The sequence below is a fragment of the Alcaligenes sp. WGS1538 genome (assembly GCF_043187505.1).
Taxonomy (GTDB): domain Bacteria; phylum Pseudomonadota; class Gammaproteobacteria; order Burkholderiales; family Burkholderiaceae_B; genus Alcaligenes.
Window position 1 is genome coordinate 700,560 of the sequence record NZ_CP171109.1, and the last position, 23,995, is coordinate 724,554.

Annotated in this window: 20 protein-coding genes and 6 tRNA genes; 10 read left to right on the plus strand and 16 right to left on the minus strand. The window is 63.5% G+C overall.

Annotation, left to right across the window (positions count from 1 at the left end; all coding sequences use genetic code 11):
• The first annotated feature begins 131 nt into the window (after window positions 1-131).
• Window positions 132-692: a hypothetical protein gene (locus tag ACF3ND_RS03295; RefSeq protein ID WP_394064214.1), complete on the plus strand. Its 561-nt coding sequence runs from the start codon at window positions 132-134 to the stop codon at window positions 690-692.
• Between the two features lie 199 nt (window positions 693-891).
• Here ACF3ND_RS03295 and ACF3ND_RS03300 read toward each other — a convergent pair.
• From ACF3ND_RS03300 to ACF3ND_RS03325, 6 genes are all read right to left on the minus strand, one after another.
• Window positions 892-968, minus strand: a tRNA-Asp gene (locus ACF3ND_RS03300).
• A 23-nt stretch (window positions 969-991) separates the two neighbouring features.
• Window positions 992-1,067: transfer RNA gene (locus tag ACF3ND_RS03305), tRNA-Glu, on the minus strand.
• Window positions 1,068-1,089: 22 nt separating this feature from the next.
• Window positions 1,090-1,165, minus strand: a tRNA-Ala gene (locus ACF3ND_RS03310).
• Window positions 1,166-1,290: 125 nt separating this feature from the next.
• Window positions 1,291-1,367 (minus strand) — tRNA-Asp (locus tag ACF3ND_RS03315).
• Window positions 1,368-1,390: 23 nt separating this feature from the next.
• Window positions 1,391-1,466 (minus strand) — tRNA-Glu (locus tag ACF3ND_RS03320).
• Between the two features lie 21 nt (window positions 1,467-1,487).
• Window positions 1,488-1,563: transfer RNA gene (locus ACF3ND_RS03325), tRNA-Ala, on the minus strand.
• 625 nt (window positions 1,564-2,188) lie between these two features.
• On the opposite strand from ACF3ND_RS03325, the gene ACF3ND_RS03330 reads away from it, so the two are divergent.
• Window positions 2,189-4,990, plus strand: a complete 2,802-nt coding sequence (locus tag ACF3ND_RS03330) for an EAL domain-containing protein (RefSeq protein ID WP_394064216.1) — start codon at window positions 2,189-2,191, stop codon at window positions 4,988-4,990.
• A gap of 72 nt (window positions 4,991-5,062) precedes the next feature.
• Here ACF3ND_RS03330 and lnt read toward each other — a convergent pair whose 3' ends face one another.
• From lnt to queA, 10 genes are all read right to left on the minus strand, one after another.
• The gene (lnt, locus tag ACF3ND_RS03335; RefSeq protein ID WP_394064218.1) at window positions 5,063-6,703 is read right to left on the minus strand and encodes an apolipoprotein N-acyltransferase; all 1,641 of its coding nucleotides are present in this window, start codon (window positions 6,701-6,703) and stop codon (window positions 5,063-5,065) included.
• Window positions 6,690-7,571 (minus strand): HlyC/CorC family transporter, encoded by an 882-nt coding sequence (locus tag ACF3ND_RS03340; RefSeq protein ID WP_394064220.1) that lies wholly within the window; start codon window positions 7,569-7,571, stop codon window positions 6,690-6,692. The genes lnt and ACF3ND_RS03340 overlap by 14 nt, the downstream gene beginning before the upstream one ends.
• Window positions 7,572-7,673: 102 nt before the next feature.
• Window positions 7,674-8,150, minus strand: coding sequence for an rRNA maturation RNase YbeY (gene ybeY / locus ACF3ND_RS03345; RefSeq protein WP_394064222.1), 477 nt, complete (start codon window positions 8,148-8,150; stop codon window positions 7,674-7,676).
• Window positions 8,143-9,138: a PhoH family protein gene (locus ACF3ND_RS03350; RefSeq protein ID WP_394064224.1), complete on the minus strand. Its 996-nt coding sequence runs from the start codon at window positions 9,136-9,138 to the stop codon at window positions 8,143-8,145. Before ACF3ND_RS03350 ends, ybeY begins: the two co-directional genes overlap by 8 nt.
• Window position 9,139: 1 nt before the next feature.
• On the minus strand, window positions 9,140-10,540 hold the full coding sequence (gene miaB / locus ACF3ND_RS03355; protein WP_394064226.1) for a tRNA (N6-isopentenyl adenosine(37)-C2)-methylthiotransferase MiaB: 1,401 nt from the start codon (window positions 10,538-10,540) through the stop codon (window positions 9,140-9,142).
• 903 nt (window positions 10,541-11,443) lie between these two features.
• Complete coding sequence (gene secF / locus ACF3ND_RS03360; RefSeq protein ID WP_394064228.1) at window positions 11,444-12,382, minus strand: protein translocase subunit SecF; 939 nt, start codon at window positions 12,380-12,382, stop codon at window positions 11,444-11,446.
• Between the two features lie 52 nt (window positions 12,383-12,434).
• Window positions 12,435-14,297, minus strand: a complete 1,863-nt coding sequence (gene secD, locus ACF3ND_RS03365; RefSeq protein WP_394064230.1) for a protein translocase subunit SecD — start codon at window positions 14,295-14,297, stop codon at window positions 12,435-12,437.
• Between the two features lie 60 nt (window positions 14,298-14,357).
• The gene (yajC, locus tag ACF3ND_RS03370; RefSeq protein ID WP_394064232.1) at window positions 14,358-14,702 is read right to left on the minus strand and encodes a preprotein translocase subunit YajC; all 345 of its coding nucleotides are present in this window, start codon (window positions 14,700-14,702) and stop codon (window positions 14,358-14,360) included.
• 38 nt (window positions 14,703-14,740) lie between these two features.
• Window positions 14,741-15,925 (minus strand): tRNA guanosine(34) transglycosylase Tgt, encoded by a 1,185-nt coding sequence (gene tgt, locus ACF3ND_RS03375; RefSeq protein ID WP_394064234.1) that lies wholly within the window; start codon window positions 15,923-15,925, stop codon window positions 14,741-14,743.
• On the minus strand, window positions 15,906-16,985 hold the full coding sequence (gene queA / locus ACF3ND_RS03380) for a tRNA preQ1(34) S-adenosylmethionine ribosyltransferase-isomerase QueA (protein ID WP_394064236.1): 1,080 nt from the start codon (window positions 16,983-16,985) through the stop codon (window positions 15,906-15,908). The genes tgt and queA overlap by 20 nt, the downstream gene beginning before the upstream one ends.
• A 155-nt stretch (window positions 16,986-17,140) precedes the next feature.
• On the opposite strand from queA, the gene dacB reads away from it, so the two are divergent.
• From dacB to ACF3ND_RS03420, 8 genes are all read left to right on the plus strand, one after another.
• On the plus strand, window positions 17,141-18,589 hold the full coding sequence (gene dacB / locus ACF3ND_RS03385) for a D-alanyl-D-alanine carboxypeptidase/D-alanyl-D-alanine-endopeptidase (RefSeq protein ID WP_394064238.1): 1,449 nt from the start codon (window positions 17,141-17,143) through the stop codon (window positions 18,587-18,589).
• A gap of 71 nt (window positions 18,590-18,660) precedes the next feature.
• Window positions 18,661-19,296: a uracil phosphoribosyltransferase gene (gene upp, locus ACF3ND_RS03390; RefSeq protein ID WP_394064240.1), complete on the plus strand. Its 636-nt coding sequence runs from the start codon at window positions 18,661-18,663 to the stop codon at window positions 19,294-19,296.
• Between the two features lie 119 nt (window positions 19,297-19,415).
• Window positions 19,416-20,132 carry a hypothetical protein gene (locus ACF3ND_RS03395; protein WP_394064242.1) on the plus strand — a complete coding sequence of 239 codons (717 nt, stop codon included), beginning with the start codon at window positions 19,416-19,418 and terminating at the stop codon, window positions 20,130-20,132.
• A gap of 156 nt (window positions 20,133-20,288) precedes the next feature.
• Window positions 20,289-20,603, plus strand: coding sequence for a YqjD family protein (locus ACF3ND_RS03400; protein WP_394064244.1), 315 nt, complete (start codon window positions 20,289-20,291; stop codon window positions 20,601-20,603).
• A 164-nt stretch (window positions 20,604-20,767) separates the two neighbouring features.
• Window positions 20,768-21,157: a phage holin family protein gene (locus ACF3ND_RS03405; protein WP_394064246.1), complete on the plus strand. Its 390-nt coding sequence runs from the start codon at window positions 20,768-20,770 to the stop codon at window positions 21,155-21,157.
• Window positions 21,154-21,546, plus strand: coding sequence for a hypothetical protein (locus ACF3ND_RS03410; protein ID WP_394064248.1), 393 nt, complete (start codon window positions 21,154-21,156; stop codon window positions 21,544-21,546). Before ACF3ND_RS03405 ends, ACF3ND_RS03410 begins: the two co-directional genes overlap by 4 nt.
• A gap of 108 nt (window positions 21,547-21,654) precedes the next feature.
• On the plus strand, window positions 21,655-22,533 hold the full coding sequence (locus ACF3ND_RS03415) for a LysR substrate-binding domain-containing protein (RefSeq protein ID WP_394064250.1): 879 nt from the start codon (window positions 21,655-21,657) through the stop codon (window positions 22,531-22,533).
• Window positions 22,534-22,768: 235 nt separating this feature from the next.
• The gene (locus ACF3ND_RS03420) at window positions 22,769-23,992 is read left to right on the plus strand and encodes an aromatic ring-hydroxylating dioxygenase subunit alpha (protein WP_394064252.1); all 1,224 of its coding nucleotides are present in this window, start codon (window positions 22,769-22,771) and stop codon (window positions 23,990-23,992) included.
• Window positions 23,993-23,995: the final 3 nt, after the last annotated feature.

Sequence of the window (23,995 nt, forward strand, 5' to 3'; positions counted from 1 at the left end):
TTCAGGTAACGATAATGAAATACGTTAACCTTATCGAGCTCTGGCGGCAAGAGGCCCGGCTGCCGCGGGCCTGACGAATCCGATAAAATCAGCAGTTTGCGACAGCGGCTCAAAAGTAAATAGAGGATGTCATGAAGCGAGCGGTGCGGTTGGGGATCTGGGGCTTGTTGTGCGTGGCGCCGGCAGTCTGGGCGCAGGATGAAAGCGCGGAGTCGGTGATGCGCAACGTGGCGCAGAAAGCGTGGGAGTATGGGCAGGCGGTGTCCTGCATGGACATGGAGGGCAGCGAACAGATCTCTCCCGACCTGATCGCGGCCCTGCGGCCGTACCGAGGCGCCGATGATTATGACGATGCGGAGTATCTGGCATTCTGGGCGGGCGACGTGGGCTGCGCCGGCGGCTCGGGCACCACCGGCTACAACGCGGCTTATGTGATCCGGGGGCCGCGAGGCCAATATTATGTGGATCCGTCCCGTTCATCCCCTTTGGCCAGTTTCGAGTTCAACACGCGTTTTCTGGAGCGCATCGTCTCCGCCACGCACGATACGCTGGTGGTGGAGTATCTGGATTTCGACGAGGATGACTCCAATTGCTGTCCCAGCCTGCAGTACCGCGCCACGCTCAAGCGCGACAAGCAGGGCGATTGGGTCCATACCAAGCGGCAGGCGCTGGGCAAACTGTCGACTGATTGAACGGCCCCGAAGTCGGCGCCCAGCGGACACAGGTCGGCTGGCGTCGACGATGCTCGTGTGAAGGCTGTTGTCTCTGCGAGAGCGGTGCAGGCCGCACGCAAGCCATGTCCTGCCGCATGGTGCAGGTCTGCATGGCCTGGGCGGGGAGCGGAAAAACAAAAAGCCCGACGATGCGGAATCGTCGGGCTTTGGAATTCTTTGGCGGAGCGGACGGGGCTCGAACCCGCGACCCCCGGCGTGACAGGCCGGTATTCTAACCAACTGAACTACCGCTCCGCAGCGGTGCCAAGCAGAAGCGTTGGCGTCCCCTAGGGGATTCGAACCCCTGTACCCACCGTGAAAGGGTGGTGTCCTAGGCCTCTAGACGAAGGGGACAGGACTTTACAGCTACGTCATATGGTGGAGGTAAGCGGGATCGAACCGCTGACCTCTTGCATGCCATGCAAGCGCTCTCCCAGCTGAGCTATACCCCCATTTTTTTCGTTCGGCAGCATCCTGGATTTGCCACGACGTCTGTCCGACGAAACAAGTGTCAGGCTTGACGGGCCTTTTCACTTTGACCTGCAAGAACCAGTCTGGTGCTGATTCCATTGTTCTTTGGCGGAGCGGACGGGGCTCGAACCCGCGACCCCCGGCGTGACAGGCCGGTATTCTAACCAACTGAACTACCGCTCCGCAGCGGTGCCAAGCAGAAGCGTTGGCGTCCCCTAGGGGATTCGAACCCCTGTACCCACCGTGAAAGGGTGGTGTCCTAGGCCTCTAGACGAAGGGGACAGGACATGCATTTCTTCGTCTTGGTGGAGGTAAGCGGGATCGAACCGCTGACCTCTTGCATGCCATGCAAGCGCTCTCCCAGCTGAGCTATACCCCCATTTCGGTGTTCAACTTGTTGTCCACCAACGAAGAAATGAGATTATGAACATGTTTTTTGCTTTGCGCAAGCTCTTTTTGGAAAAAATGACGGAACAGCTCAAAAAAGTGCGTCTGGAAGGTGCATCAGCCTGCCTGGCTGTATGAAGATACAGTGAAAATGTGTTTGTGAGCGCCGCTGTGTTACATATGCGATATGCGCGCAGAGAGACGCCGGTCGGCGCGGGGCGCCAAGCGGCCAGGCGCGGCATGACGATGCGGCGTTCCGCGACGCGGCGCTGCGCGCTGAAAAGCTATTTTGTTTCGACGCGTTGCAATTCCCGCCTGCTTGCGCGGATCAACGTGCATCTTTTTTCACCCGCCGCCCGAATGTACCGAGGCTTTATTTCAACGCCGCAAACGCTGTATCAAGCGCTTCTTGATAAATGTCCTCAGTGCTGCAATCTATTAATGGTATGCTTCAGCGAGTAACATTTCACCTGCAATAATTACGTTTTGTAGGCCATTCCCAGAGCCTGCATTTTTTATTTAATGGCGCTATGTCAGCTAAGCAGTGCACATCTTCGTCCATGCCTGTCCCTGCGGATGCCCAAAGACGAATCAGTTTGGGCGCTTTGTTGATATGGGTGCTCTTGATCTGGCTGTTGCTGGTTTCGGCCACGGTCACCGTCATCTACAAGCAGAACCAGGCCAAGGCCCAGCTTCAGGCCGGCAGCGCACTGTTGCATCAATTGTCCGACATCAGCTATTCCGTGGCGCTGTCTGCGCCCGACAGCGCCACGCCGTCGAGGCTGCGACGGCTGGACCAGCAGTTCCAGAGCGTGGTGCAGCTGCTCAAGGAAGGCGGCACGGTGGACGGCGTGCGGCTGGAGCCGCTGGACAAGCCGCTCCTGGGCCTGGTCGGGCAGGTCACCAACGAATGGCAGCGCCGCCTGATGCGGCTGGATTTCCCGGCTTCCCCCGATCAGGTGCTGCTGCCGGCCGCCACCCTCAGCGCCGAAGACTCCCTGTTCCGCCACAACACGCAGCAGCTGCTGGATTCCTTCGAGCTGCAGCGCCAGAAGACGCAGGCCCGGCATCGCTGGACGGTGGTAGCGCTGCTGGGCCTGAATATTCTGGTGCTGATCGGTTCATACCTGATGTTTCGCGCTTGGGCGGCCCAGCCCCTGAATCAATTGTCGGCTCAGGCGGGCGCTTTTTTCCGCGGCAATTATCGCGCCAAGAGCACGGCTTCGGGCACGCGTGAAATCAATTATCTGTCGCGGGTCCTGAACTTTTGCGGTTTGCGCATCCAGCAATTGGACGCGCAGCTTTCCATCCAGCAGCGCAATCTTGCACAGGTCAATGCCGCATGCCGCAGCCTCAGCCATAACCCTTTGCTGGGCGTTTACATATCCAGCGAGGGCCGGTTCGATTTCGTCAACAAGAAGCTGGCCGATACGCTGGGATACACGCGCGCCCAGCTGCGCCAGAACCTGACCCTGGCCGATGTCTTCCTGGAACCGCGCTTCCCCTCCTTGTCCGAGGTCGTTCCCAAACGCCACCTGGGCGCCAACAGCGTACGCTACGAGACCCGCGCCGTGCGCCATGACGGCAAGAGCATCGACGTGGAGGTGTGCGAGGTGCCCATACGCCTGGAGGGCCGCGTCACCACGGTGGCGGTGGTCCAGGACATCACCACCCGCGTGCGCAACGAAGTGACGGGGCGGCTGGCGGCCGTGGTCTACGACAACACCTGCGAGGCCATCGTCGTGACGGACCGCTTCGGGCACGTGGTCGACGCCAACCCGGCTTTCAGCCGCATCACAGGCTATGCGCTGGACGAGGTGCGCGGGCGCACCCTGGCCATCCTCAGTTCGGGCCGGCAGGACAAGGAGTTCTACCGCAAGATGTGGCAGGAGATCATCGAGACCGGCCGCTGGCAGGGCGATATCTGGAACCGTCGCAAGAGCGGCGAGGAATACGCGGAACGCCTGACCATCAGTACGGCATGGAATCCCGACGGCACGGTTTATCGCCACATCGGCCTGTTCACGGATATCACCAGCCACAAGAAGCGCGAGGCGCAGATGTGGAAGCAGGCGCACTACGACCACCTGACGGGCCTGCCCAACCGGCAGATGTTCCAGGACAGGCTGCAGCAGGCCATGGAGCAGTCCCAGCGCACCGGCCTGCCATTCGCCCTGATCTTCATGGACCTGGATTTCTTCAAGGACGTGAATGATTCGCTGGGCCACGAGAAGGGCGATGTCCTGCTGCAGGAGGTGGCGCGACGCCTGCAGCAATGCGTACGGGGGCCCGATACCGTGGCGCGCATCGGCGGCGACGAGTTCACGGTGATCATCTCGGACATCAGCGATCCATCCATCGTGGAGCGCACCTGCCGCTGCATGCTGGACACCATCGAGGAACCGTTCCAGCTGGACAACAACTCCATGTCGGTGTCGGCCAGCATCGGCATCACCCTGTATCCGGAGGACGGCGACGACGCCGGCGAACTGCTTAAGAACGCCGACATGGCCATGTACGCGGCCAAGGCCTGCGGCCGCAACCAGTATTGCCGCTTCCTGCCCGCCATGGGCGAGGCCGTCCAGGCGCGCCTGCGCTTCTCGCAGGATCTGCAGAACGCCTTGCATGAGCAGCAGTTCCGCCTTTACTACCAGCCCATCGTCGACCTGGAAACCGGCATGATCTCGCGCGCCGAGGCCCTGATCCGCTGGGAGCACCCGCAGCTGGGCCTGGTGCCGCCGTCGGAATTCATCCCTTTCTCCGAAGATTCCGGGCTGATCGTCGCTATCGGCGAATGGGTCTTCGAGACGGCCGCCCGGGCCGCCATGGAATTGCGGCGCGAGCTGGATCCGGGCTTCCGGGTCAGCTTGAACGTGTCGCCGGCTCAATTCAAGCTTAACGGCTCCTGCGCCCGCGACTGGGTCGAGCACCTGCAGAGCGAAAACATTCCGGGCGATGCGCTGGTGGTGGAGATCACGGAACGGCTGCTTCTGGACGGCCAGGACCAGGCCTTGCAGCAACTGCGTTTCCTGCGCGAATACGGCATGGGCGTGGCGCTGGACGACTTCGGCACGGGCTATTCGTCGCTCTCGCACCTGAAGCGCTTCTCCATCAATGTGCTCAAGATAGACCAGTGCTACATCCGCAACCTGGCCCAGGGCAGCGAGGATCTGGTGCTGACCCAGGCCATGATCGTCATGGCGCAGAAGCTGGGCTTGCGCGTCGTGGCCGAGGGCGTCACCACCTACGAGCAAGTGGAGCTGCTGCATCATGCCGGCTGCGATTACATGCAGGGCTACCTGTGCTCGCCGCCCATCCCGGCTGCGGATTTCGTCCAGTGGTGCAAGGACTGGAACCGCGATCGTGCACAGGACTTCGTGCGCCGCTCGCGCGCTCAGTTCGAAGAGGAGTCCGCCTGAAAAAAAAAGAACAGGCCGGAGCCTGTTCTTTTTTCAGTCTGCGGCGCAGGCCGCGGCGGCCCGCTTTCTCCTTCAGGCCGCCTCGTCCGTTTCGGCCGCCTTGCGCCGGCCCCGCCACAGCAGCAGGATCAGAATCAGTGCGGACCAGGCCAGCACGGGCAGGTTGCCCATGCGCACATAGGGCGTCAGCCCCTGCGTGCCCTGGACTTCCACGTCCAGCACGCCTGGCTTGAGCGGCGGCAGGACGGCGCGGATGCGGCCGCGCGGATCGATGGCGGCCGTCATGCCAGTATTGGTGGCGCGCAGCATGGGCCGGCCTGTTTCCAGGGAACGCATGCGGGAAATCTGCAGGTGCTGGCTGAGCGCCCAGGAATCGCCGAACCAGCCTAGATTGCTCAGGTTCAGCAGCAGGTTGGCGCCGGGGTTGCGGCCGTCGCCGCGAACGGCTTGCAGGATCTCCTCGCCGAAGACGTCTTCGTAGCAGATATTGGGCGCGATGCGACCCTGGTCCAGGCGGAAAGGCGGCTGGGGCAGCGCTCCACGATAGAAGTCGCCCAGCGGGATCTGCATCATGTCCACGAACCAGCGGAAGCCCGGCGGGATGAACTCGCCGAACGGCACCAGGTGATGCTTGTCGTAATAGGGGGCCGCGCTTTGCAGGATGTCCTCGGGACGGGTGTCCGGCCGGATCAGCAGGGCGCTGTTGGTGTACTGGAAATCGCCCTGGGGCTGGCTGCGGTCCATGGGAACGCCCAGGATCACGTCGGCCTGGCGGCGGCGCGCCAGTTCCGTCCAGTCCTGCCAGAAAGCGGGATCCAGGCGGTTCTGCAGGACGGGGATGACGGTCTCGGGCAGCGCGATCAGGCGCGGCGCGTCTTCCGGCGACTTGGCGGGCAGGTCGGCCAGCTCATAGTAGCGCCGTATGCCCTGCTCCATGGACTGGCCGAACTTGTCCGCCTGGTCCACATTGCCCTGGACCAGGCGCACGATGAAGGGTTGGCCGTCGGCCTGCACCCAGGCGACATGAGGCAGGCCTATGCCCACCAGCCCGAGCAGCAGCGCCGCGCCGATGCCGATGGCGGTGGACGGGCTCTGGTTCTTGTCCTTGGAGGCGGCGAACTGGGCGATGGCGGCTGCGCTGAAGGCGGACATCCAGGCCAGCCCATACACGCCCACGACGGGCGCCCAGCCGGCGAACATGCCTTCGGCATGGGCGTAGCCGATGTTCAGCCACGGAAAGCCGGTGAACAGCGTGCCGCGCAGCCATTCGGCCAGGGTCCAGCAACTGGCCCAGGCGGCGGCCAGCAGCAGACGGGCGGGCCAGGAATCGGCCCGCAGGCCGCGTCGCAGGCCCTGCCACAGGGCGGCGGCCAGTCCCAGGAACACGGCCAGGGCGGCGGCCAGCAGCAGCACGGCCAGCGCAGCCAGCCAGGCGGGCATGCCGCCGTACTGGTGCATGCTGATGTACAGCCAGTAGACGCCCACCCCGAAGTGGCCCAGGCCGAACAGCCAGGCGCGTCCGAAGGCCTGGCGCATGCCGGCGGACGCCATGATCTGTGAACTGGCCATGGCCAGCAGGGCGATCTGATAGAAGGGCAGCGTCCAGGCCGGCAGCGGGCCGATGGAGAAGGACAGGGCGTGGAAGCCGCCCAGTGCGATCAGCAGGGCGATGCGCAGGGCCTCTGGCAAGGGCTTGGGATCAGTTGTGCTCAAGATCGGGCTCGGCGGGAACGGCCCGCTGCACGTGCAGCCACAGGGCGCGTTTGGCATCGGCGCGCACCACCGTGATGCTGATGCCGTCCAGCTGGACGACGTCGCCCCGGCGGGGGATGTGGCCCAGCTCGGAAGCGAGCCAGCCGCCCACGGTGTCGAAGTCGTCGTTGGGCAGGGACGTGTGGAAGGCCTCGTTGAAATCCGGGATTTCCGTCAGCGCCATGACCCGCCAGCTGTCCGGGCTGGCCTGGAAGATGGTCTGCTCGGCATCCTCGTCGTATTCGTCCTCGATGTCGCCGACGATCTGTTCCAGCACGTCTTCCATGGTGACCAGGCCGGCGGTGCCGCCATGCTCGTCGATGACCACGGCGATGTGGTTGCGGCTGCTGCGGAATTCGTGCAGCAGCACGTTCAGGCGCTTGGTCTCCGGGATGAAGACGGCCGGCCGGATCAGCGGACGCAGGTCTATGGTCGGGTTGGCGATGGACAGCAGCAGGTCCTTGGCCAGCAGGATGCCGATGATGTTGTCGCGTTCGTTCTCGTAGATGGGGAAGCGGCTGTGCCCCGTTTCGATGATGACGGGCAGCAGCTCGGCCAGGGGCTTGGCGATGTCCAGCATGTCGATCTTGGAGCGCGGCACCATGATGTCCGCGACCGTCTTGCTGGCCATGTCCAGCGTGCCGGCGATCATGGAAAGGGATTCGTCATCGATGACCTGGCGCTCGTGCGCCGAGACAAGCAGGGCCTTGAGGTCTTCTCGGTCTTCTGGCGCGGCGCGCCGGTTGAAGAAGGCACTCAGGCGGGAGATGGGGTTGGTCGAACCGGGTTTGGAAGCGCGCGGTTCAGGGTCGGGGGCAGAATCTGACATTGTCCGAAGGACGAGTTGATGGAAAAGTTAGCATAACCGAAAAATGGACGCAGGACATGGGCTGGAAGGGGCTTGGCCGCGGCGGCCGGCGCCTCTTGCGAGCTAGCGTTCCTGGTAGGGATCGGGAATGCGCAGGCTGGCCAGCACGGCCGTCTCCAGCGCTTCCATGTCCTGCGCCTCGTCTTCGTCGATGTGGTCGTAGCCCAGGGCGTGCAGCGTGCCATGGACCACCAGATGGGCGGCGTGATGCAGCAGGGGCTTGCCCTGCTCGCCGGCCTCGCGTTCGAGCACGGGCAGGCACAGCACGATGTCTCCGTGGACCACGCCTTCCGGATCCTGGCCGTATTCGAAGGTCAGCACGTTGGTGGCGTAGTCTTTCTCGCGGTAGCCCTGGTTCAGGCTGCGGCCTTCCTCGGCATCCACGATGCGCAGGGTGGCCGACAGGCCGCTGAAACGGTCTTCGGGATGGATGCGTTCGCAGGCGATGTCCAGGACGCGCTGCATCCAGCGGCGCAGGCGCCAGCGGGGCAGTGCGGGACAGGCGGCGGCGTACTGGACGCTCAGGGTCAGGTCAGGCATCGCCGGCATTCTCGTAGGCGTCCACGATGCGGGCGACCAGGGGATGGCGCACCACGTCGCGGCTGGTGAACTGGGTGGAGGCGATGCCCTGCACGTCCTTCAGGATGTTGACCGCGTGGGTCAGGCCGCTGCGCTGACCCTTGGGCAAGTCCACCTGGGTGGGGTCGCCGGTGATCACGGCCTTGCTGCCGAAGCCGATGCGCGTCAGGAACATCTTCATCTGTTCGGGCGTGGTGTTCTGGGCCTCGTCCAGGATCACGAAGGCATGGTTGAGCGTGCGCCCGCGCATATAGGCCAGCGGGGCGATCTCGATGGTCTGCTTTTCGAACAGGCGCTGGACTTTCTCCAGGCCCATCAGGTCATAGAGGGCGTCGTAGAGCGGACGCAGGTAGGGGTCCACTTTCTGGGCCAGGTCGCCGGGCAGAAAGCCCAGGCGTTCGCCTGCTTCCACGGCCGGACGGGTCAGGATCAGGCGCTGCACCGATTCGCGCTCCAAGGCGTCGATGGCGCAGGCAACCGCCAGCCAGGTCTTGCCCGTGCCGGCCGGTCCGACGCCGAAGGTGACGTCGTGGTGCAGTATGTTGCGCAGGTAGTCGCGCTGGCGCGGCGTGCGCGGGCGCAGGTCGCGCTTGCTGGTGCGCAGCTGGAAGTCGTCCTGGCCCACCGGAGGCGGTTCCGGAAGGGCGTCCTGCTGGCGTTCTTCGTCACGGCTGCGGCTGGCGCCCAGCTCCACCAGGCCCAATTGGATGTCGTCGATGTTCAGCGCCTGGTGCACGGCGCGGGCGTGGAACCAGGCGATGGCCTTGGCGGCTTCGGCAGCGCGCTCGCCTTCGACGGACACGTGGCTGCCGCGCCGGCGCACCGCGACGCCGTAGGCGATGGCGATCTGCTTGAGGTTTTCGTCCAGCGGCCCGCACAGGTTGGCCAGGTGGGTGTTGTCCCCGTCCAGGCGCAGCGTGGTGGGCATGCGTCGTCGGTTGGCGCTCATGTCAGGCTCCCGTCACGAGTTCCTGCGTGAGGACTTCGCCGCGCAGGGTATTGGTCAGCGCCTGGGTGACGCGCACGTCCACGATCTGGCCGATCAGGCGCTTGCCGCCGGGGAAATTGATGATGCGGTTGTTCTCGGTGCGGCCCATCAGCTCGGATTCGTCCTTGCGCGAGGTGCCTTCGACCAGGATGCGCTGCACGCCGCCCACCATGGCCTGGCTGATGGCCTGCGCCTGTTCGTTGATCAGGGCCTGCAGGCGGTGCAGCCGGTCCAGCTTTTCTTCCTTGGAGGTGGTGTCCTCCAGGTCCGCGGCGGGCGTGCCGGGACGGCGCGAATACACGAAGGAGAAGGACTGGTCGAAGTTGACGTCGCGGATCAGCTTGAGCGTCTTCTGGAAGTCGTCCTCGGTCTCGCCCGGGAAACCCACGATGAAGTCGGAGGACAGCACCATGCCGGGGCGCGCTTCGCGCAGACGGCGCACGATGGACTTGAATTCCAGCGAGGTGTAGCCGCGCTTCATGGCGGCCAGCACGCGATCGCTGCCGGCCTGCACGGGCAGGTGCAGGAAGGGCACCAGCTTGGGCAGCTTGCCGTGGGCCTCGATCAGGCGCGAGGTCATCTCCTTGGGGTGCGAGGTGGTATAGCGGATGCGTTCGATGCCGGGGATCTCGTGCACGTATTCCAGCAGCATGGCGAAGTCCGCGATTTCGCCGGCCACGCCGGTGGGGCCGCGGTAGGCGTTCACGTTCTGGCCCAGCAGGGTGACTTCGCGCACGCCCTGGTCGGCCAGGTCCGCGATCTCCATGAGCACGTCGTCGAAGGGGCGCGAGACTTCGGGGCCGCGGGTGTAAGGCACCACGCAGAAGCTGCAATACTTGCTGCAGCCTTCCATGATGGACACGAAGGCCGAGTAGCCTTCCACGCGGGCCGGCGGCAGGGCGTCGAATTTCTCGATTTCGGGAAAGCTGATGTCCACCTGCGAGCGGCCGCTGTTGCGCCGCTTGACGATGAGTTCGGGCAGGCGGTGCAGGGTCTGGGGGCCGAAGACCACGTCCACGTAGGGGGCGCGGCGGATGATGGTGTCGCCTTCCTGGCTGGCCACGCAGCCGCCCACGCCGATCACCAGGTCCGGGTTGAGGGCCTTCAGGTGTTGCACCCGGCCCAGGTCGGAGAATACTTTTTCCTGCGCCTTCTCGCGCACCGAACAGGTGTTGAACAGGATGATGTCGGCCTCTTCGGGATTGGTGGTCAGTTCCACCGGCCGGTCCTGGTTCAGGATGTCGGCCATTTTCTCGGAGTCGTACTCGTTCATCTGGCAGCCGAAGGTGCGGATGAACAGCTTGCGGACAGGCTTGGCGGCGTTGTCCGCGCTGGCGGGCGTGGGCAGGGTGGTGTCGGTCATGGATGGGGCCGTGACGGGTGTATATCCCGGGGGCGGTTGGAAATGATGAATCGTTCATTATAGCGCCGCCGCCTGCAGGGCGGAAAAAAAGCCCGTGATGCTGCTGCGCAGGCTGGGGGCTGCTTGCTGAGCATGGGGCGTCTTTTTATTGGGCGGTCCGACGGTTAAAAAAGCTACTCAATTGATTTCTGGGGTATTGCAGTACGGGTAGGGCCTTTTTAGGCCAAGCAGGGAAAAATCTCGGTTTTCTTGAGGAGGGCCTGGGCGGGCCGTGAACTCGGAGCGCGGTTCGTCCCCCGGACGAACCGCAAGCGTGCTCCTCGAACAGCACGCCCCTTGCCTCCCGCTCCAGCGTGCTGACAAGGCGAAGTCCCTGACTCGCCCGCCGGCCCGCCCAGGCCCTCCTCAAGAAAACAGCATCGCTTTGCTTGGCCCAAACAGCGCTATGCCAGGGTCATCAAGTCATTAGGCGCAGTGGCCCAAGGCCACGATGCGACAAGATATTCCTTATCGGCAGACACTTTCATCGGCTGGTCGATAAGGTGGCCATTGTGAGCCGTTCAAGCAGTGGGCGAGCCCGTCAGGGCGGGTCAGACGGCTTGCCGCAGTCGGAGGAGCGATCCGGGAGGCAAGCATTCTGCTGTTCGAGCGCGACGCTTATGGCTCGTCCGGGGGACGAGCCATCGCGCGAGTTCAGAATGCGCCCGGAGCGATCCGCCGACTAGGGCACCGGTGCGCAGCACCGGCAAGCCGTCAGCCCAGACGGGCTCGCCCACTGCTTGAACGGCGTTCTCGCAAAGACCTACTCTACTATCGACCAGTCGACCTCTGCCCCGCAAACTGGCGATGAATAAAAAAAAGCCCGGCATGATCATGCCGGGCTTGAGGGAGGCGGAAGGAAGATCAGCCTTCCAGGACTTCGCCGCCTTCGTCCTTCTTGATGGGCTTGACCAGGTCCTCGCGCTTGACGCCCAGCCACATGGAGATGGCGGCGGCCACGAACACGGAGGAGTAGATGCCGAACCAGATGCCGATGGTCAGGGCCAGCGAGAAGTTGTGCAGGGTGGGGCCGCCGAAGAAGAAGATCGACAGCACCATCATCTGGGTGGAGCCGTGGGTGATGATGGTGCGCGAGATGTTCTGCGTGATGGACAGGTCGATGATGTCGGACACGGACATCTTGCGCTGCTTGCGGAAGTTTTCGCGGATACGGTCCATGACCACCACGGATTCGTTCACGGAGTAGCCCAGCACCGCCAGCACGCCAGCCAGCACCGACAGCGAGAATTCCCACTGGAAGAAGGCGAAGAAGCCCAGGATGATGACCACGTCGTGCAGGTTGGCGATGGCGCAGGCCAGCGCCAGCTTCCACTCGAAGCGAAAGCCCAGGTACAGCAGGATGCCCGCGACCACGAAGGCCAGCGCCATCAGGCCGTTGTGCAGCAGTTCCTGGCCCACCTGCGGGCCGACGAATTCGACGCGGCGCAGCTCCACGTCGGCGTGCTGCTGCTTGAGGGCCTGCAGGACCTGGTCGCTTTGCTGGGCCGAGTCCTTCCCGTCCTGCACGGGCAGCCGGATCATGATGTCCTGGGAAGTGCCGAAGTTCTGGACCTGGAAGTCGGAGTAGCCCAGCGACTGGACCGAGCGGCGCACTTCCTCGACCTGCACGGTCTGCTGGTAGTGCACTTCCATAACCGTGCCGCCGGTGAATTCGATCGACAGGTGAAAGCCGCGCAGGACGATGAATACGACCGCCGCGATGAAGGTCAGTAGACTGATCAGGTTCAGCACCAGCGCATGGCGCATGAACGGGATGCTGCGGTGAATACGAAAAAATTCCATGATGCGTTATGCCTGTTGTGGGGCCTGGCCGGCGCGTGCCGGCGCGGGCGCATTACTTGTCCTGTGGTTTCCAGACCTGGCCGATGGAGATCTTCTGCAGGCGGCGCTTGTTGCCGTACCAGAGATTGACCAGGGCGCGCACGCCGACCACGGAGGAGAACATGGAGGTCAGGATGCCGATGCAGTGCACCACCGCGAAGCCGCGGATCGGGCCGGAGCCGAAGGCCAGCAGCGCCACCCCGACGATCAGGCTGGTCAGGTTGGAGTCGAAGATGGTGGCCCAGGCACGGTCAAAGCCCAGGTGGATGGCCTGCTGGGGCGAGGCGCCGTTGCGCAGTTCCTCGCGGATGCGCTCGTTGATCAGCACGTTGGCGTCGATGGCCATGCCCAGCGTCAGCGCGATGGCCGCGATGCCCGGCAGGGTCAGCGTGGCCTGCAGCATGGACAGCACCGCCAGCAGCAGGAGCACGTTGAAGGCCAGGCCTATGGTGGAGAACACCCCCATCAGGTGGTAGTACAGGATGATGAAGATGGCGATGGCGATGAAGCCGTACAGCGTGGCGTCGAAGCCCTGGCGAATGTTGTCCGCGCCCAGGCTCGGGCCTATGGTGCGCTCTTCGATGATGCTCATGGGCGCGGCCAGCGAGCCGGCGCGCAGCAGCAGGGAGATGTCGGCCGCTTCCTGGGCGTTCATGCTGCCGCTGATCTGGACCTGGCCGTTGGGGATTTCGCTGCGGATGACCGGCGCGGTGACCACTTCGCCCACGCCGTTCTCGAACAGGACGATGGCCATGCGCTTGTTGATGTTGTTGCGGGTGACGTCGCGGAAGATGCGCGAGCCCTTGTTGTCCAGGGTCAGGTTGACCGTGGGCTGCTGGGTCTGGTGGTCGCGGCCGGGCTGGGCGTCCTGCAGGTTCTCGCCGGTCAGGATGACCTGGCGGCGCAGCAGCAGGGGCGCGCCGCCGCGCTCGGTATAGCGCTCCAGGCCGAAAGGCACGGTGCCCGCGTTCAGGGCGGCGATGGCGGCCGGGGAGTCCTCCACCATGCGCAGCTCCAGGGTGGCGGTGCGGCCCAGGATTTCCTTGGCCTTGGCCACGTCCTGCACGCCGGGCAGCTGGACCACGATGCGGTCCGCGCCCTGCTGCTGGATGACGGGCTCGGCCACGCCCAGCTCGTTGATCCGGTTGTGCAGGGTGGTGATGTTCTGTTTCAGGGCGTTGCTCTGGACCTGGATGACGGCGGCCTCGGACAGGCGGCCGGTCAGGCCGGTGGGGCCGGCATTGGTGAAGACCAGGTCGGGCATGCCGCGGCGCAGTTCCAGCTGGGCGGCGTCGCGATCCTGCTCGGAGGCGAAGGTGAGGCGCAGGGACTGGCCTTCGCGCTCGATGCCGCCGACCGCCGTCTTGGCTTCGCGCAGCACGCTGCGGGCGTCGGCCACCATGGAATCGTAGCGGGCGGTCAGCGCGCCCTGCATGTCCACCTGCAGCAGGAAGTGCACGCCGCCGCGCAGGTCCAGGCCCAGGTACATGGGATGTGCGCCCAGGGCCGTCAGCCAGGAGGGCGAGGCGGGCAGCAGGTTCAGGGCGACGGTGTAGTCGGGGGCGGAGGCGTCCTTGTTGAGCTCGCGCTCGATCAGGTCCTTGGCCTTGAGCTGGGTGTCGGTGGATTCGAAACGGACGCGCGCGGTGGCGCTGGGGCCGTTCTGTTCAAAATACGAACCCGTCGTGGGAATATTGTTGCGCTTGAGCAGCTCGTCGATCTGGCTCAGCAGGCTGGAGTCGACCCGTACGGTGGATTTGGCGCTGGAGACCTGGACGGCAGGCGATTCGCCAAAGAAGTTGGGCAGCGTATAGAGCAGGCCGATCGCGAGGGCCACCAATACGATGAGATATTTCCAGATGGGGTAACGATTCATGGGGTATCTACGGCGGGTGCAGAAATGGCAACCCCGGACCTGGGTCCGGGGTCGGGGGCATTACAGCGACTTGATGGTGCCCTTGGGCAGCACGGTCGTCACGGCCACGCGCTGGACCAGGATCTCGACGGGCTTGTCGGCCAGGTTGGCCACTTCGATGGTCAGGTAGTTGTCGTGCACCTTGCTGACCTTGCCCAGCAGGCCGCCGGAGGTGATGACCTCGTCGCCCTTGGACAGGCCGGCGACCAGGTTGCGATGTTCTTTCTGACGCTTCATCTGGGGGCGGATCATCAGGAAATACAGCACGACGAACATCAGAATGATGGGCAGCATGCCCATCAGGGCGTTTTCGCCGCCGGCGGCCGCCTGTGCTGGAATGAGAGTCAAGATGTCAACTGCGGACATGGAGGGCTCCTGAGTATTTTTAATGTGGGTTGTAAAAACTAACTCTGTATTGTAGCGGTAGTTTGTTGCAGGAACTCAAGACGGCCTCCATCGATGCCATGCGCCCGGTTCTGGTGGAACTGTTCGCGCCAGGCTTCGAACCGTTTCTGCTCGATGGCCTCGCGCATCTCTTTCATGATCTGCAGGTAGAAATGCAGATTGTGGATGGTGTTCAGGCGCGCGCCGGTGATCTCGTTGGCGCGTTGCAGGTGGTGCAGGTAGGCGCGCGAGAAGTTCATGCAGGTGTGGCAGCGACAGCCCTCGTCCAGGGGGCGGGTGTCGTCGCGATAGCGGGCGTTGCGGATCTTGATGTCGCCGTAGCGGGTGAACAGCCAGCCGTTGCGGGCGTTGCGGGTGGGCATGACGCAGTCGAACATGTCCACGCCCCGGCTGACGCCTTCCACCAGGTCCTCGGGCGTGCCCACGCCCATCAGGTAGCGCGGCGCCTGCGCGGGCAGGCGCGGGGTCGTGTGCGCCAGGATGCGCATCATCTCTTCTTTGGGCTCGCCCACGGACAGGCCGCCGATGGCATAGCCTTCGAAGCCGATGTCGGTCAGGCCGGCCAGGGATTCGTCGCGCAGGTCTTCGAACATGCCGCCCTGCACGATGCCGAACAAGGCGTTGGGGTTGCCCAGGCGCTTGAATTCCTCGCGCGAGCGGCGCGCCCAGCGCAGCGACATGCGCATGGACGTGGCGGCCTCGGCGTGCGTGGCGGGCCGGTCCTCGATCAGGTAGGGCGTGCACTCGTCGAACACCATGGCGATGTCCGAATTGAGCGAATACTGGATGCGCATGGATTCTTCGGGCGTGAGGAACAGGCGCTCGCCGGTGATGGGGGAGGCGAACTTGACGCCTTCCTCGGTGATCTTGCGCATGCCTTTCAGGCTGAACACCTGGAAGCCGCCCGAGTCGGTCAGGATGGGCTTGTCCCAGCCCATGAAGCCGTGCAGGCCGCCGAAGCGGTCCAGCACCTGCGTGCCGGGCCGCAGCCACAGGTGGAAGGTGTTGCCCAGGATGATCTGGGCGCCGTTGTCCTTGAGCTCGTGCGGCATCATGGCCTTGACGCTGCCATAGGTGCCGACCGGCATGAAGATGGGCGTCTGCACGACGCCGTGGTTCAGGGTGAGCTGGCCGCGGCGCGCGGCGCCGTCGGTGCTCAGCAGGTCAAACTTCAGTCCGCTCATGGGATGGGGGCTCGATGAACATGGCATCGCCGTAGCTGAAGAAGCGATACCGGGATTGGACGGCGTGCCGGTAGGCACGTTGTATGGGTTCCATGCCGGCCAGCGCCGACACCAGCATCAGCAGGGTGGACTGGGGCAGGTGGAAATTGGTGATCAAGGCGTCGACCCACTGATACTGGTAGCCGGGCGTGATGAACAGGCGCGTGTCGCCTTCGATGCTGCCGTCCGGGCACAGGTGGCTGTTGCTTTCCTCCCGGCGGGCCGCCGATTCCAGCGAGCGCACGCTGGTGGTGCCCACGGCGATCACGCGGCCTCCCGCGGCGCGGGCGGCCCGGATCTTTTCCAGGGTCTGCGCCGGCACGCGATAGCGTTCGGCATGCATGACGTGTTCGCTGATCTTGTCCACGCGCACGGGCTGGAAGGTGCCGGCGCCCACGTGCAGGGTGACGAAGGCCTGTTCCACGCCCTGTTCGCGCAGCAGCGCGAGCATGTCGTCGGTGAAGTGCAGCCCGGCCGTGGGCGCGGCCACGGCGCCGGGGTGGCGGGCATAGACGGTCTGGTAGCGGGATTCGTCCTGTTCGTCGGCCTGGTGGGTGATGTAGGGCGGCAGGGGGGTGGCGCCGTACTGCTCCAGCATGTCGAGCACGGGTTCGTGAAAGCGCAGGGCGAACAGGGCGCCTTCGCGCCCCGTGCAGTCGGCCAGCACGCGTCCATCGGCCAGCTCCAGCAGGACGCCGGCCTTGGGCGACTTGCTGGCGCGGATGTGGGTCAGGGCGGTGTCCGGGCCGGTGACGCGCTCGATCAGCACCTCGACCTTGCCGCCGCTGCTTTTGCGGCCGTGCAGGCGCGCCTTGATGACGCGGGTGTCGTTGAAGACCAGCAGGTCGCCGCGGCGCAGCAGGCCGGGCAGATCGGTGAAGCGCAGATCGTGCAGCCGGCCGGCGCCGTCCAGGCGCAGCAGGCGGCTGTCCTGGCGCTGGGCGGCGGGGCTCTGGGCGATCAGCTCGGGAGGCAGTTCATAGTCGAACTGCGAGATATCAAGAGAGGGATCGATGCTCATGGTGTGCAATGAAGGTCCGGGCGCGGGATGGCCGGACCCGATATAAGCCGACCATTTTAACGCTTTGTCCCCGGATTACCGAAGTCGCCGTTTCCTCGCTGTTTTTCTTTCGGTATGCTTGGGGCTTTCCAGAACGAACTGACGGAGACGCGTGCATGACGGCCCTGATGGCAAAGCCTGTTTTGAACCGCTGCAAACAGTTGGCGCTCGCCGCGCTGCTGGCGGCGCAAGGGGCCACGCTCGCCCTGGCGCAGGCCTTGCCGCCCGAACTGGCCACGGTCTGGGGCGCCAGCCGCCTGCCGCAATCGGCCTTGTCCATCGTGGTGGATGAGGCCGACGGCGCGCGCCTGATCGGCGTCAATGCCCAGGAGCCGCGCAACCCGGCCTCGGTCATGAAGCTGGTCAGCACCTGGGCGGGCCTGTCGGCCCTGGGGCCGGAATATACCTGGCGCACCACTTTGATGGCGCAGGGCGGCTTGCAGGTCGATGAGCAGGGCACGTTGAAGGGACCTCTGTATATCAAGGCCGGCGGCGATCCATTCCTGACCGTGCCGGAGTTGTGGGACATGCTGCGCGAGCTGCGGCTGCGCGGCGTGAAGAATCTGACCGAGGTCGTCGTCGATCGTTCCATCTTCGGCAACGTCACCATCAATCCGGGCGATTTCGACAACGCGGGAGACCGGCCCTACAACGCCAGTCCCGACGCCATGATGGTCGGGCTGGGGGCGTCCCGCCTGGTCTTCCAGCCCGACGCCCAGGCGCGCAAGTGGGTCGCCATCGTCGATCCCCCGCTGCCCGGCGTGCGCGTGCAGGGCGAGGTGGAGTGGTCCACGGCGGTCTGCCCCGGTTCGCCGGTGGTGGGCACGCAGGTCGCCCACGAGGGGCGCGACATCGTCATCCGCGTCAGCGGCAAGGCGGCGGCTTCCTGCGGCGAGTTCAGCGTCTATCGCCTGGTGCATTCGCAGACCGAATTCTTCGACAAGCTGTTTCGCTCCCTGTGGCGCGACCTGGGCGGCACGCTGGCGCGCGACATCCGGACCGGCCGCGTGCCGGGCAATGCCCAGGCCATCACCTGGCACGATTCGCGCTCGCTCTCGGACCTGATCCGCATCATCAACAAGCAGAGCAACAATGTCATGGCGCGCACCATCTTGCTGACGGTGGGCGCCGAGACCAGCGGCCAGGGCGCCACGGTGGCCAGCGGCGAGCGCGCCGTCATGTCCATTCTCGCCCGCCAGGGCGTGGACACCCGCGGCTGGGTCGTGGACAACGGTTCGGGACTGTCGCGCAACGGGCGCGTCACCGCCGGCGGCATGGCCGACATGCTCAAGGTCGCCTGGCGCTCCAACTGGATGCCCGAATACATTTCCTCCTTCGCCATTTCGGGCGTGGATGGCACGGTGCGCGGACGCCTGCGCGATGACGAAGTCCAGGGCCGCGCCCACCTCAAGACAGGCACGCTGCGCGACAGCCGCGCCCTGGCCGGCTACGTGCTGGGCGCCAGTGGAAAGCGGTATATTGTCGTCATGATGGTCAACGACGAGCGCTCCGCCGCGGCCCGGCCCTTTTTCGACGCCGTGGTGAAGTGGCTGGCCGTGCGCTGATCCCCGCTTTATCCGGGTCCGGTTCCTCCGGACCCCGTTTTTCTATTTGTACCTCTATTTAGCAGGCAACCATGCCCATACACGAAATACGCCACCCTCTGATCCGCCACAAGCTGGGCTTGATGCGCAAGGCGGACCTGAGCACCAAGAACTTTCGCGAGATGTCCCAGGAGATCGCCTCGCTGCTGACCTACGAGGCCTGCAAGGACCTGCCCTTGGAGCCCACCACCATCGAAGGCTGGTGCGGCGAGGTGGAAGTGGAGAAGCTGGCGGGCAAGAAAGTCACGGTGGTGCCCATCCTGCGCGCCGGCATAGGCATGCTGGACGGCGTGTTGAACCTGATTCCCGGCGCCAAGGTCAGCGTGATCGGCATCGCGCGCAACGAGGAGACCCTGCAGGCCCAGACCTACCTGGAGCGCCTGGTGGGCGCCCTGGACCAGCGCCTGGCCCTGATCGTCGATCCCATGCTGGCCACCGGCGGCTCCATGGTGGCCACCATCGACCTGCTCAAGAAGGCCGGCTGCAAGAACATCCGCGCCCTGGTGCTGGTGGCGGCGCCCGAAGGCATCGCCACTCTTGAAAAACATCACCCCGACGTGCATATCTATACGGCATCCATAGACAGCCACCTGGACGAGAGCGGTTACATCGTTCCGGGCCTGGGCGATGCGGGCGACCGCATCTTCGGGACGCGCCAGAAGGTCTGACCCATATCCTTGAACCAGAAGCTGTCGCGGTTTTTTACATTCCCTTGCCAGGGCGCGGCCCGACCTCCGCGATAAATAGGGTAGGATGAACTGTGATTCCTTGGAGTAAACGGAAGATCATGAAACTGCCAGTCTGGTCTGCTTTGCCGTTCCTGTTGCTGCTGGGCCTGGGCACCGCCCGGGCCGGCCTGTGCGACGTCCCTTTCATGCGCGACGGCGGGCAGGTGCAGCTGACCGGCTCGGGTTTTCTTGCCATGGGCGCCGACCTGGCGTTCTCGGACGTCACCAAATCCGGCGGCGATCATTGCAGCGCGCGGGTGCGCGGCCAGGCCAGCGTGGCGCTGGCGGGCCTGCCGGCCAGCAAGCCGAACATCGACTACGTCATGACGGTGCGCGATGGACGCGCCAGCTTTCAGCGCGACGACGGACGCGGCGGGCTGGAGCCGGTCAAGGGTTCGTTCGACCTGCGCCTGGTGGGTCTGTTCTCCTATGATCGCAATGCGCTGCGTGAGGGCCAGACCTTCCCGCGCCAGGATTTCCAGATCCAGCTGGACAAGCGCGCCCAGACCAATCCTCTGCGCATCCACACCGGCACCAAGACGGTAGGCGCGGCGCAGACCATAGAAACCGCGCTGGGCCGCCATGAATGCTGGCCCATACGTTACCAGCGCGAGATCGAACCCACGCAGGCCAGTTTCAGCGGCATCAGCCTGCCCTTGCCCGGCGTCAATGCCCAGGTCACGGACTGGTATTGCCCCGAGGTGCAGATGGTCATGAAGCAGGAAAGCGTGCAGAACGGCGTTGCGTCCCTTGTGGACGTGACGCAATTGAAGTAAACCTGTACAACAGGTGAGGTCGCTGCCCATTGAATGGCGCCGTCCCCCGGCTGCAGGGCCATGGGCGGCGAACAGTACCAATCCGGCGCCCAGCCGCGCCACCAACTTGGCGATGCGCTCGCAACGTGCATCCCTTTCAACCAGAAGGAGCTGTATATGGCAACCAAGAAAAGTGTGGAAACCAGCGAAAATTTCATCGCCGAGGTCAAGGCAAGCCTGGACGAGGCCGAGAAGCTCCTGCGCGAAGCGGCCGACGCAACCGGCGACAAGGCCGGCGAACTGCGCGAGAAGGCCTTGCGCTCGCTGCGCTTGACGCGCGACTCTCTGCATGACGCCCAGGAAGCCGTGGTGGAGCGCAGCGTGCGCGCCGCCAAGGCCACCGACCATTACGTGCACGACAACCCCTGGCAGGCCATCGGCATTGCCGGCGTGGTCGGCCTGATGTTCGGCATGCTCATGTGCCGCCGTTGATCCGTCCACGCCTTGCGCCGCGCGGCCGCGGGCCTGCGTGGCGCATACCGGTCCTGCCGACCGGCGCCCCGCGGCGCCGGTCGGCAGCCTTGAACAGGTTCTTATACCAATCTGGCGGCCGTCATTGCTTGCAATGAAAGGACGCCGTGGAGCAGGGACATATTATGGCGCTTCGGCAATCCGTCAGTGAACTGGGCTCGACCTTGGTGTCGTCGGCCCGCACCCGTCTCGAACTGTTCGCGCTGGAAGCAGGGCAGCAAAAGGCCAGTCTGATTTCCTTGCTGAGCATGCTGTTTGGCGCATTGCTGTTCTCCACCCTGGCCGTGCTGGTCTTCAGCCTGCTGCTGGCCTTGTATTTCTGGCCGACCGACTATCGGTATGTGGCACTGGGCATCCTGGTGGTGGTCTATGCCGTCCTGGGCGTGGGACTGTTTCTGGCCGTGCGTCGGCGACTGACCACCGGCCCCATTCCATTTGCCGCCACCTTGGACGAACTGCGCCGTGACGCCGCGTTTCTGGAGCGCCTGGGCGATAAAGCGGGAGAACGGGAATGAGTGCGAAAGAGAGCATGAGCTCGCAGGAGCGGGCCATCCGTATTGAATTGCTGCGCGCTCGGGCCGCACTGGAGCGCCAGGCCCTGTCGCAACAGATCCACGCGCTGGGCGACGATCTGCGCCCCGGCAATCTGCTGCGCAGCATGGCGCCGTCCGGACACAGCATGGGCGGCCTGCTGAGCAGCGCTCTGACCCTGACTCGCCGCTATCCCTTGTTGCTGAGCAGCGCCTCGGCCCTGCTCAGCAGCCTGGGCGGACGCTGGGTGCGCCTGGGCGCCCTGGCCCTGACGGGCTGGAAGCTGTACAGCTCCGCTGTGGACCACCAGCGCAAGAAGCGCGAAAGCGTGCTGGTGCCGGTGCGGCGCGATCGGGGCGGCGATTCCAGATAAGCCTGAGGTCTCGTTCTCTGGAAGTCCTTTCTCCGCCTTGCTGACGCCTGCTAAGCTTATATTCCAATTTCATTCTGGAAATAAGATGATCAGGAGACGTAGGCCGCCATGCAAGTGCCATTACTGAATGCCTTGAAGACCTTTACGGTATCAGCACAGAGGTTGAACTTCACCAAGGCGGCAGAAGACCTGCTGGTCTCTCCTTCGGCGGTCAGTCACCAGATCAAGGTTCTGGAAGAGTATTTGGGATGCAAGCTGTTCTTGCGTAAAAACCGGTCACTGGAGCTGACGGAGCAGGGGCAGTTCTTGTTTGATCGTCTGCAACGGCCGTTCTATGAAATCAACCAGGCCTTGAGCGAGTTGCGCATGCCGCATGGCAAGAGCCGCATCAACCTGTCCTTGCGGCCTTTTGTTTCGAGCATGTGGTTTACCCGGCGGTTGCACGACTTCTGGCTCAAGCATCCTGATATTGAAATCAACCTGCTGCATCGTCTGCAAGCGCCTGATTTTTTCAGAGACAACATCAACTTTGCCATCGTCTGGGGCAAGCAGGGCGACTGGCCGCATTTGAACACCTTGCGCATCATCCCCGGTAATCTCACGCCGGTCTGCGCGCCGTCCTATCTGAAGGCGCATGGCGACATCAAATCCGCAGCCGATTTGAACCAGCATGTTCTGATTCATGAAGAAAACCATGTGTGCTGGCAGCAATGGCTGCACAAGGCCGCGGGTCAGGAGCTGACAGCCAAAAAAAGCTTCCATATCGATGACACCAATGTACGCATGAACGCCGTGCTGAACGGTCAGGGAGTGATGCTGGGCTGCCCGGCTTTGCTGCAGCCCCTGATCGAGAAGCAGGAAATCATCCAGCTGTTTGATGTGTACCTGGATGAGTATGCGTACTTTCTGGCTTATCCCATGCAAGCCAATTTAAGCAGCCAGGAACAGGAATTCATCGACTGGGTGGCGTCCATCGCCATTCAGTAACACCTACTGCTTAGCCGCCTTGCCTTGTCTGAAATGCCTGCGAATTCGCAGGCATTTTTTTTGCATCCCGGCTTTTGCCGGACGGAACAAGCCGATGGTTTGGCTCGGACCTCAAAAAAAACTCATCCATCAGTCAAATTTGCTCAATTTTCAAGAATGGCTCCCTGCCGCATGATTGGCCTGACCTGACAACCAGCCATTGATGGCGCTCATGCCAATCAGAGGAGACATCGAGATGAACACAGCCCTACGCTCGCCGATTGATATTGAAGAATTCGACCGAAGCTACTTCCAGCAGGAAACCGATGAGGTTCTTGCCTTGCCCCCGGAGTGCTTCACATCGGAAGCGTTCTTTGAGTTTGAACTGAATGCGGTCTGGAAGAAGCAGTGGTTCTGCGTCGGTCGCGCCACTGATATTCCCGACGCCGGGGACTTTTTCACGTTCGATGTCGGTAATGACGCGCTGTTCGCCATCCGCACCCGTGACGGCGGGATCAATGTGCTCTCGAATGTCTGCCGTCATCGCAATATGCTGTTGCTGGAAGGGACAGGCAATGTGCGCCGCATCAGTTGTCCCTTGCACGCCTGGGTGTACAACATGGACGGTGAGCTGGTGTCCGCCCCGGGCCTGACCGATGCCGGCGCCGACTTCGATCCCAAGAGCGTCTGTCTGCCCAAAATCCGTGCAGAAGTCTGGGAAGGCTTCATCTTCATCAATTACGACTCCTTGGCCCCGGCATTGCATACCCGTCTGGGCAAACTGGGCGAACAGCTGGCGAACTACCGGATGTCCGAACTGAAGTCTTCAGAGCCGCTGAAGATGGAAAGCTTCGACTGGAACTGGAAGATCTTCAACGACGAGTGCTACCACTGCAGCTTTCTGCATGCGTCGTCGTGGGGCGGCATGTACGAAACCAATCCGGACCGCGTGGATGAAAGCGCCGTCTTCAACGACGTATCCAACGGCATCGTGTCCTACAACCTGATCTCCACCCACAAGGACGCGGCTCCTACCCATACCGGCTCCATCCTGCAGCCTCCCATGGCGTTTCTGACTGATCAGGAGCGTACCCGGCTTTCATACGTGACGGTTGCGCCGAACCTGCTGCTGGTCGCCATGCCGGACAAGGTCAAGTATTTCATGTGGTTGCCCAAAAGCGCCAAGCAGTCCACCTACGGCGTGTCCTGGATGTATCCGCAATCCACTCTGGAACGTGATGATCACAAGGAAAAATTCGACCAGGAACATGACGATCTGTACCCGGTGATGATCGAGGATCTCTTCGCATGGCGTCGTTCTCACATGGGCATGCAATCGAATTTTGCATCCCGGGGCCGTCTGACCAACGAAGAGCTAGTCATCAAGCGCCTGCAGAACTGGCTGATTGAACTGTACCGTGCTGAAGACCGTCGCGCCGACGAGGAAAGCCGAGTCCTGCCTATCAGAGCGATTGCATAAAAG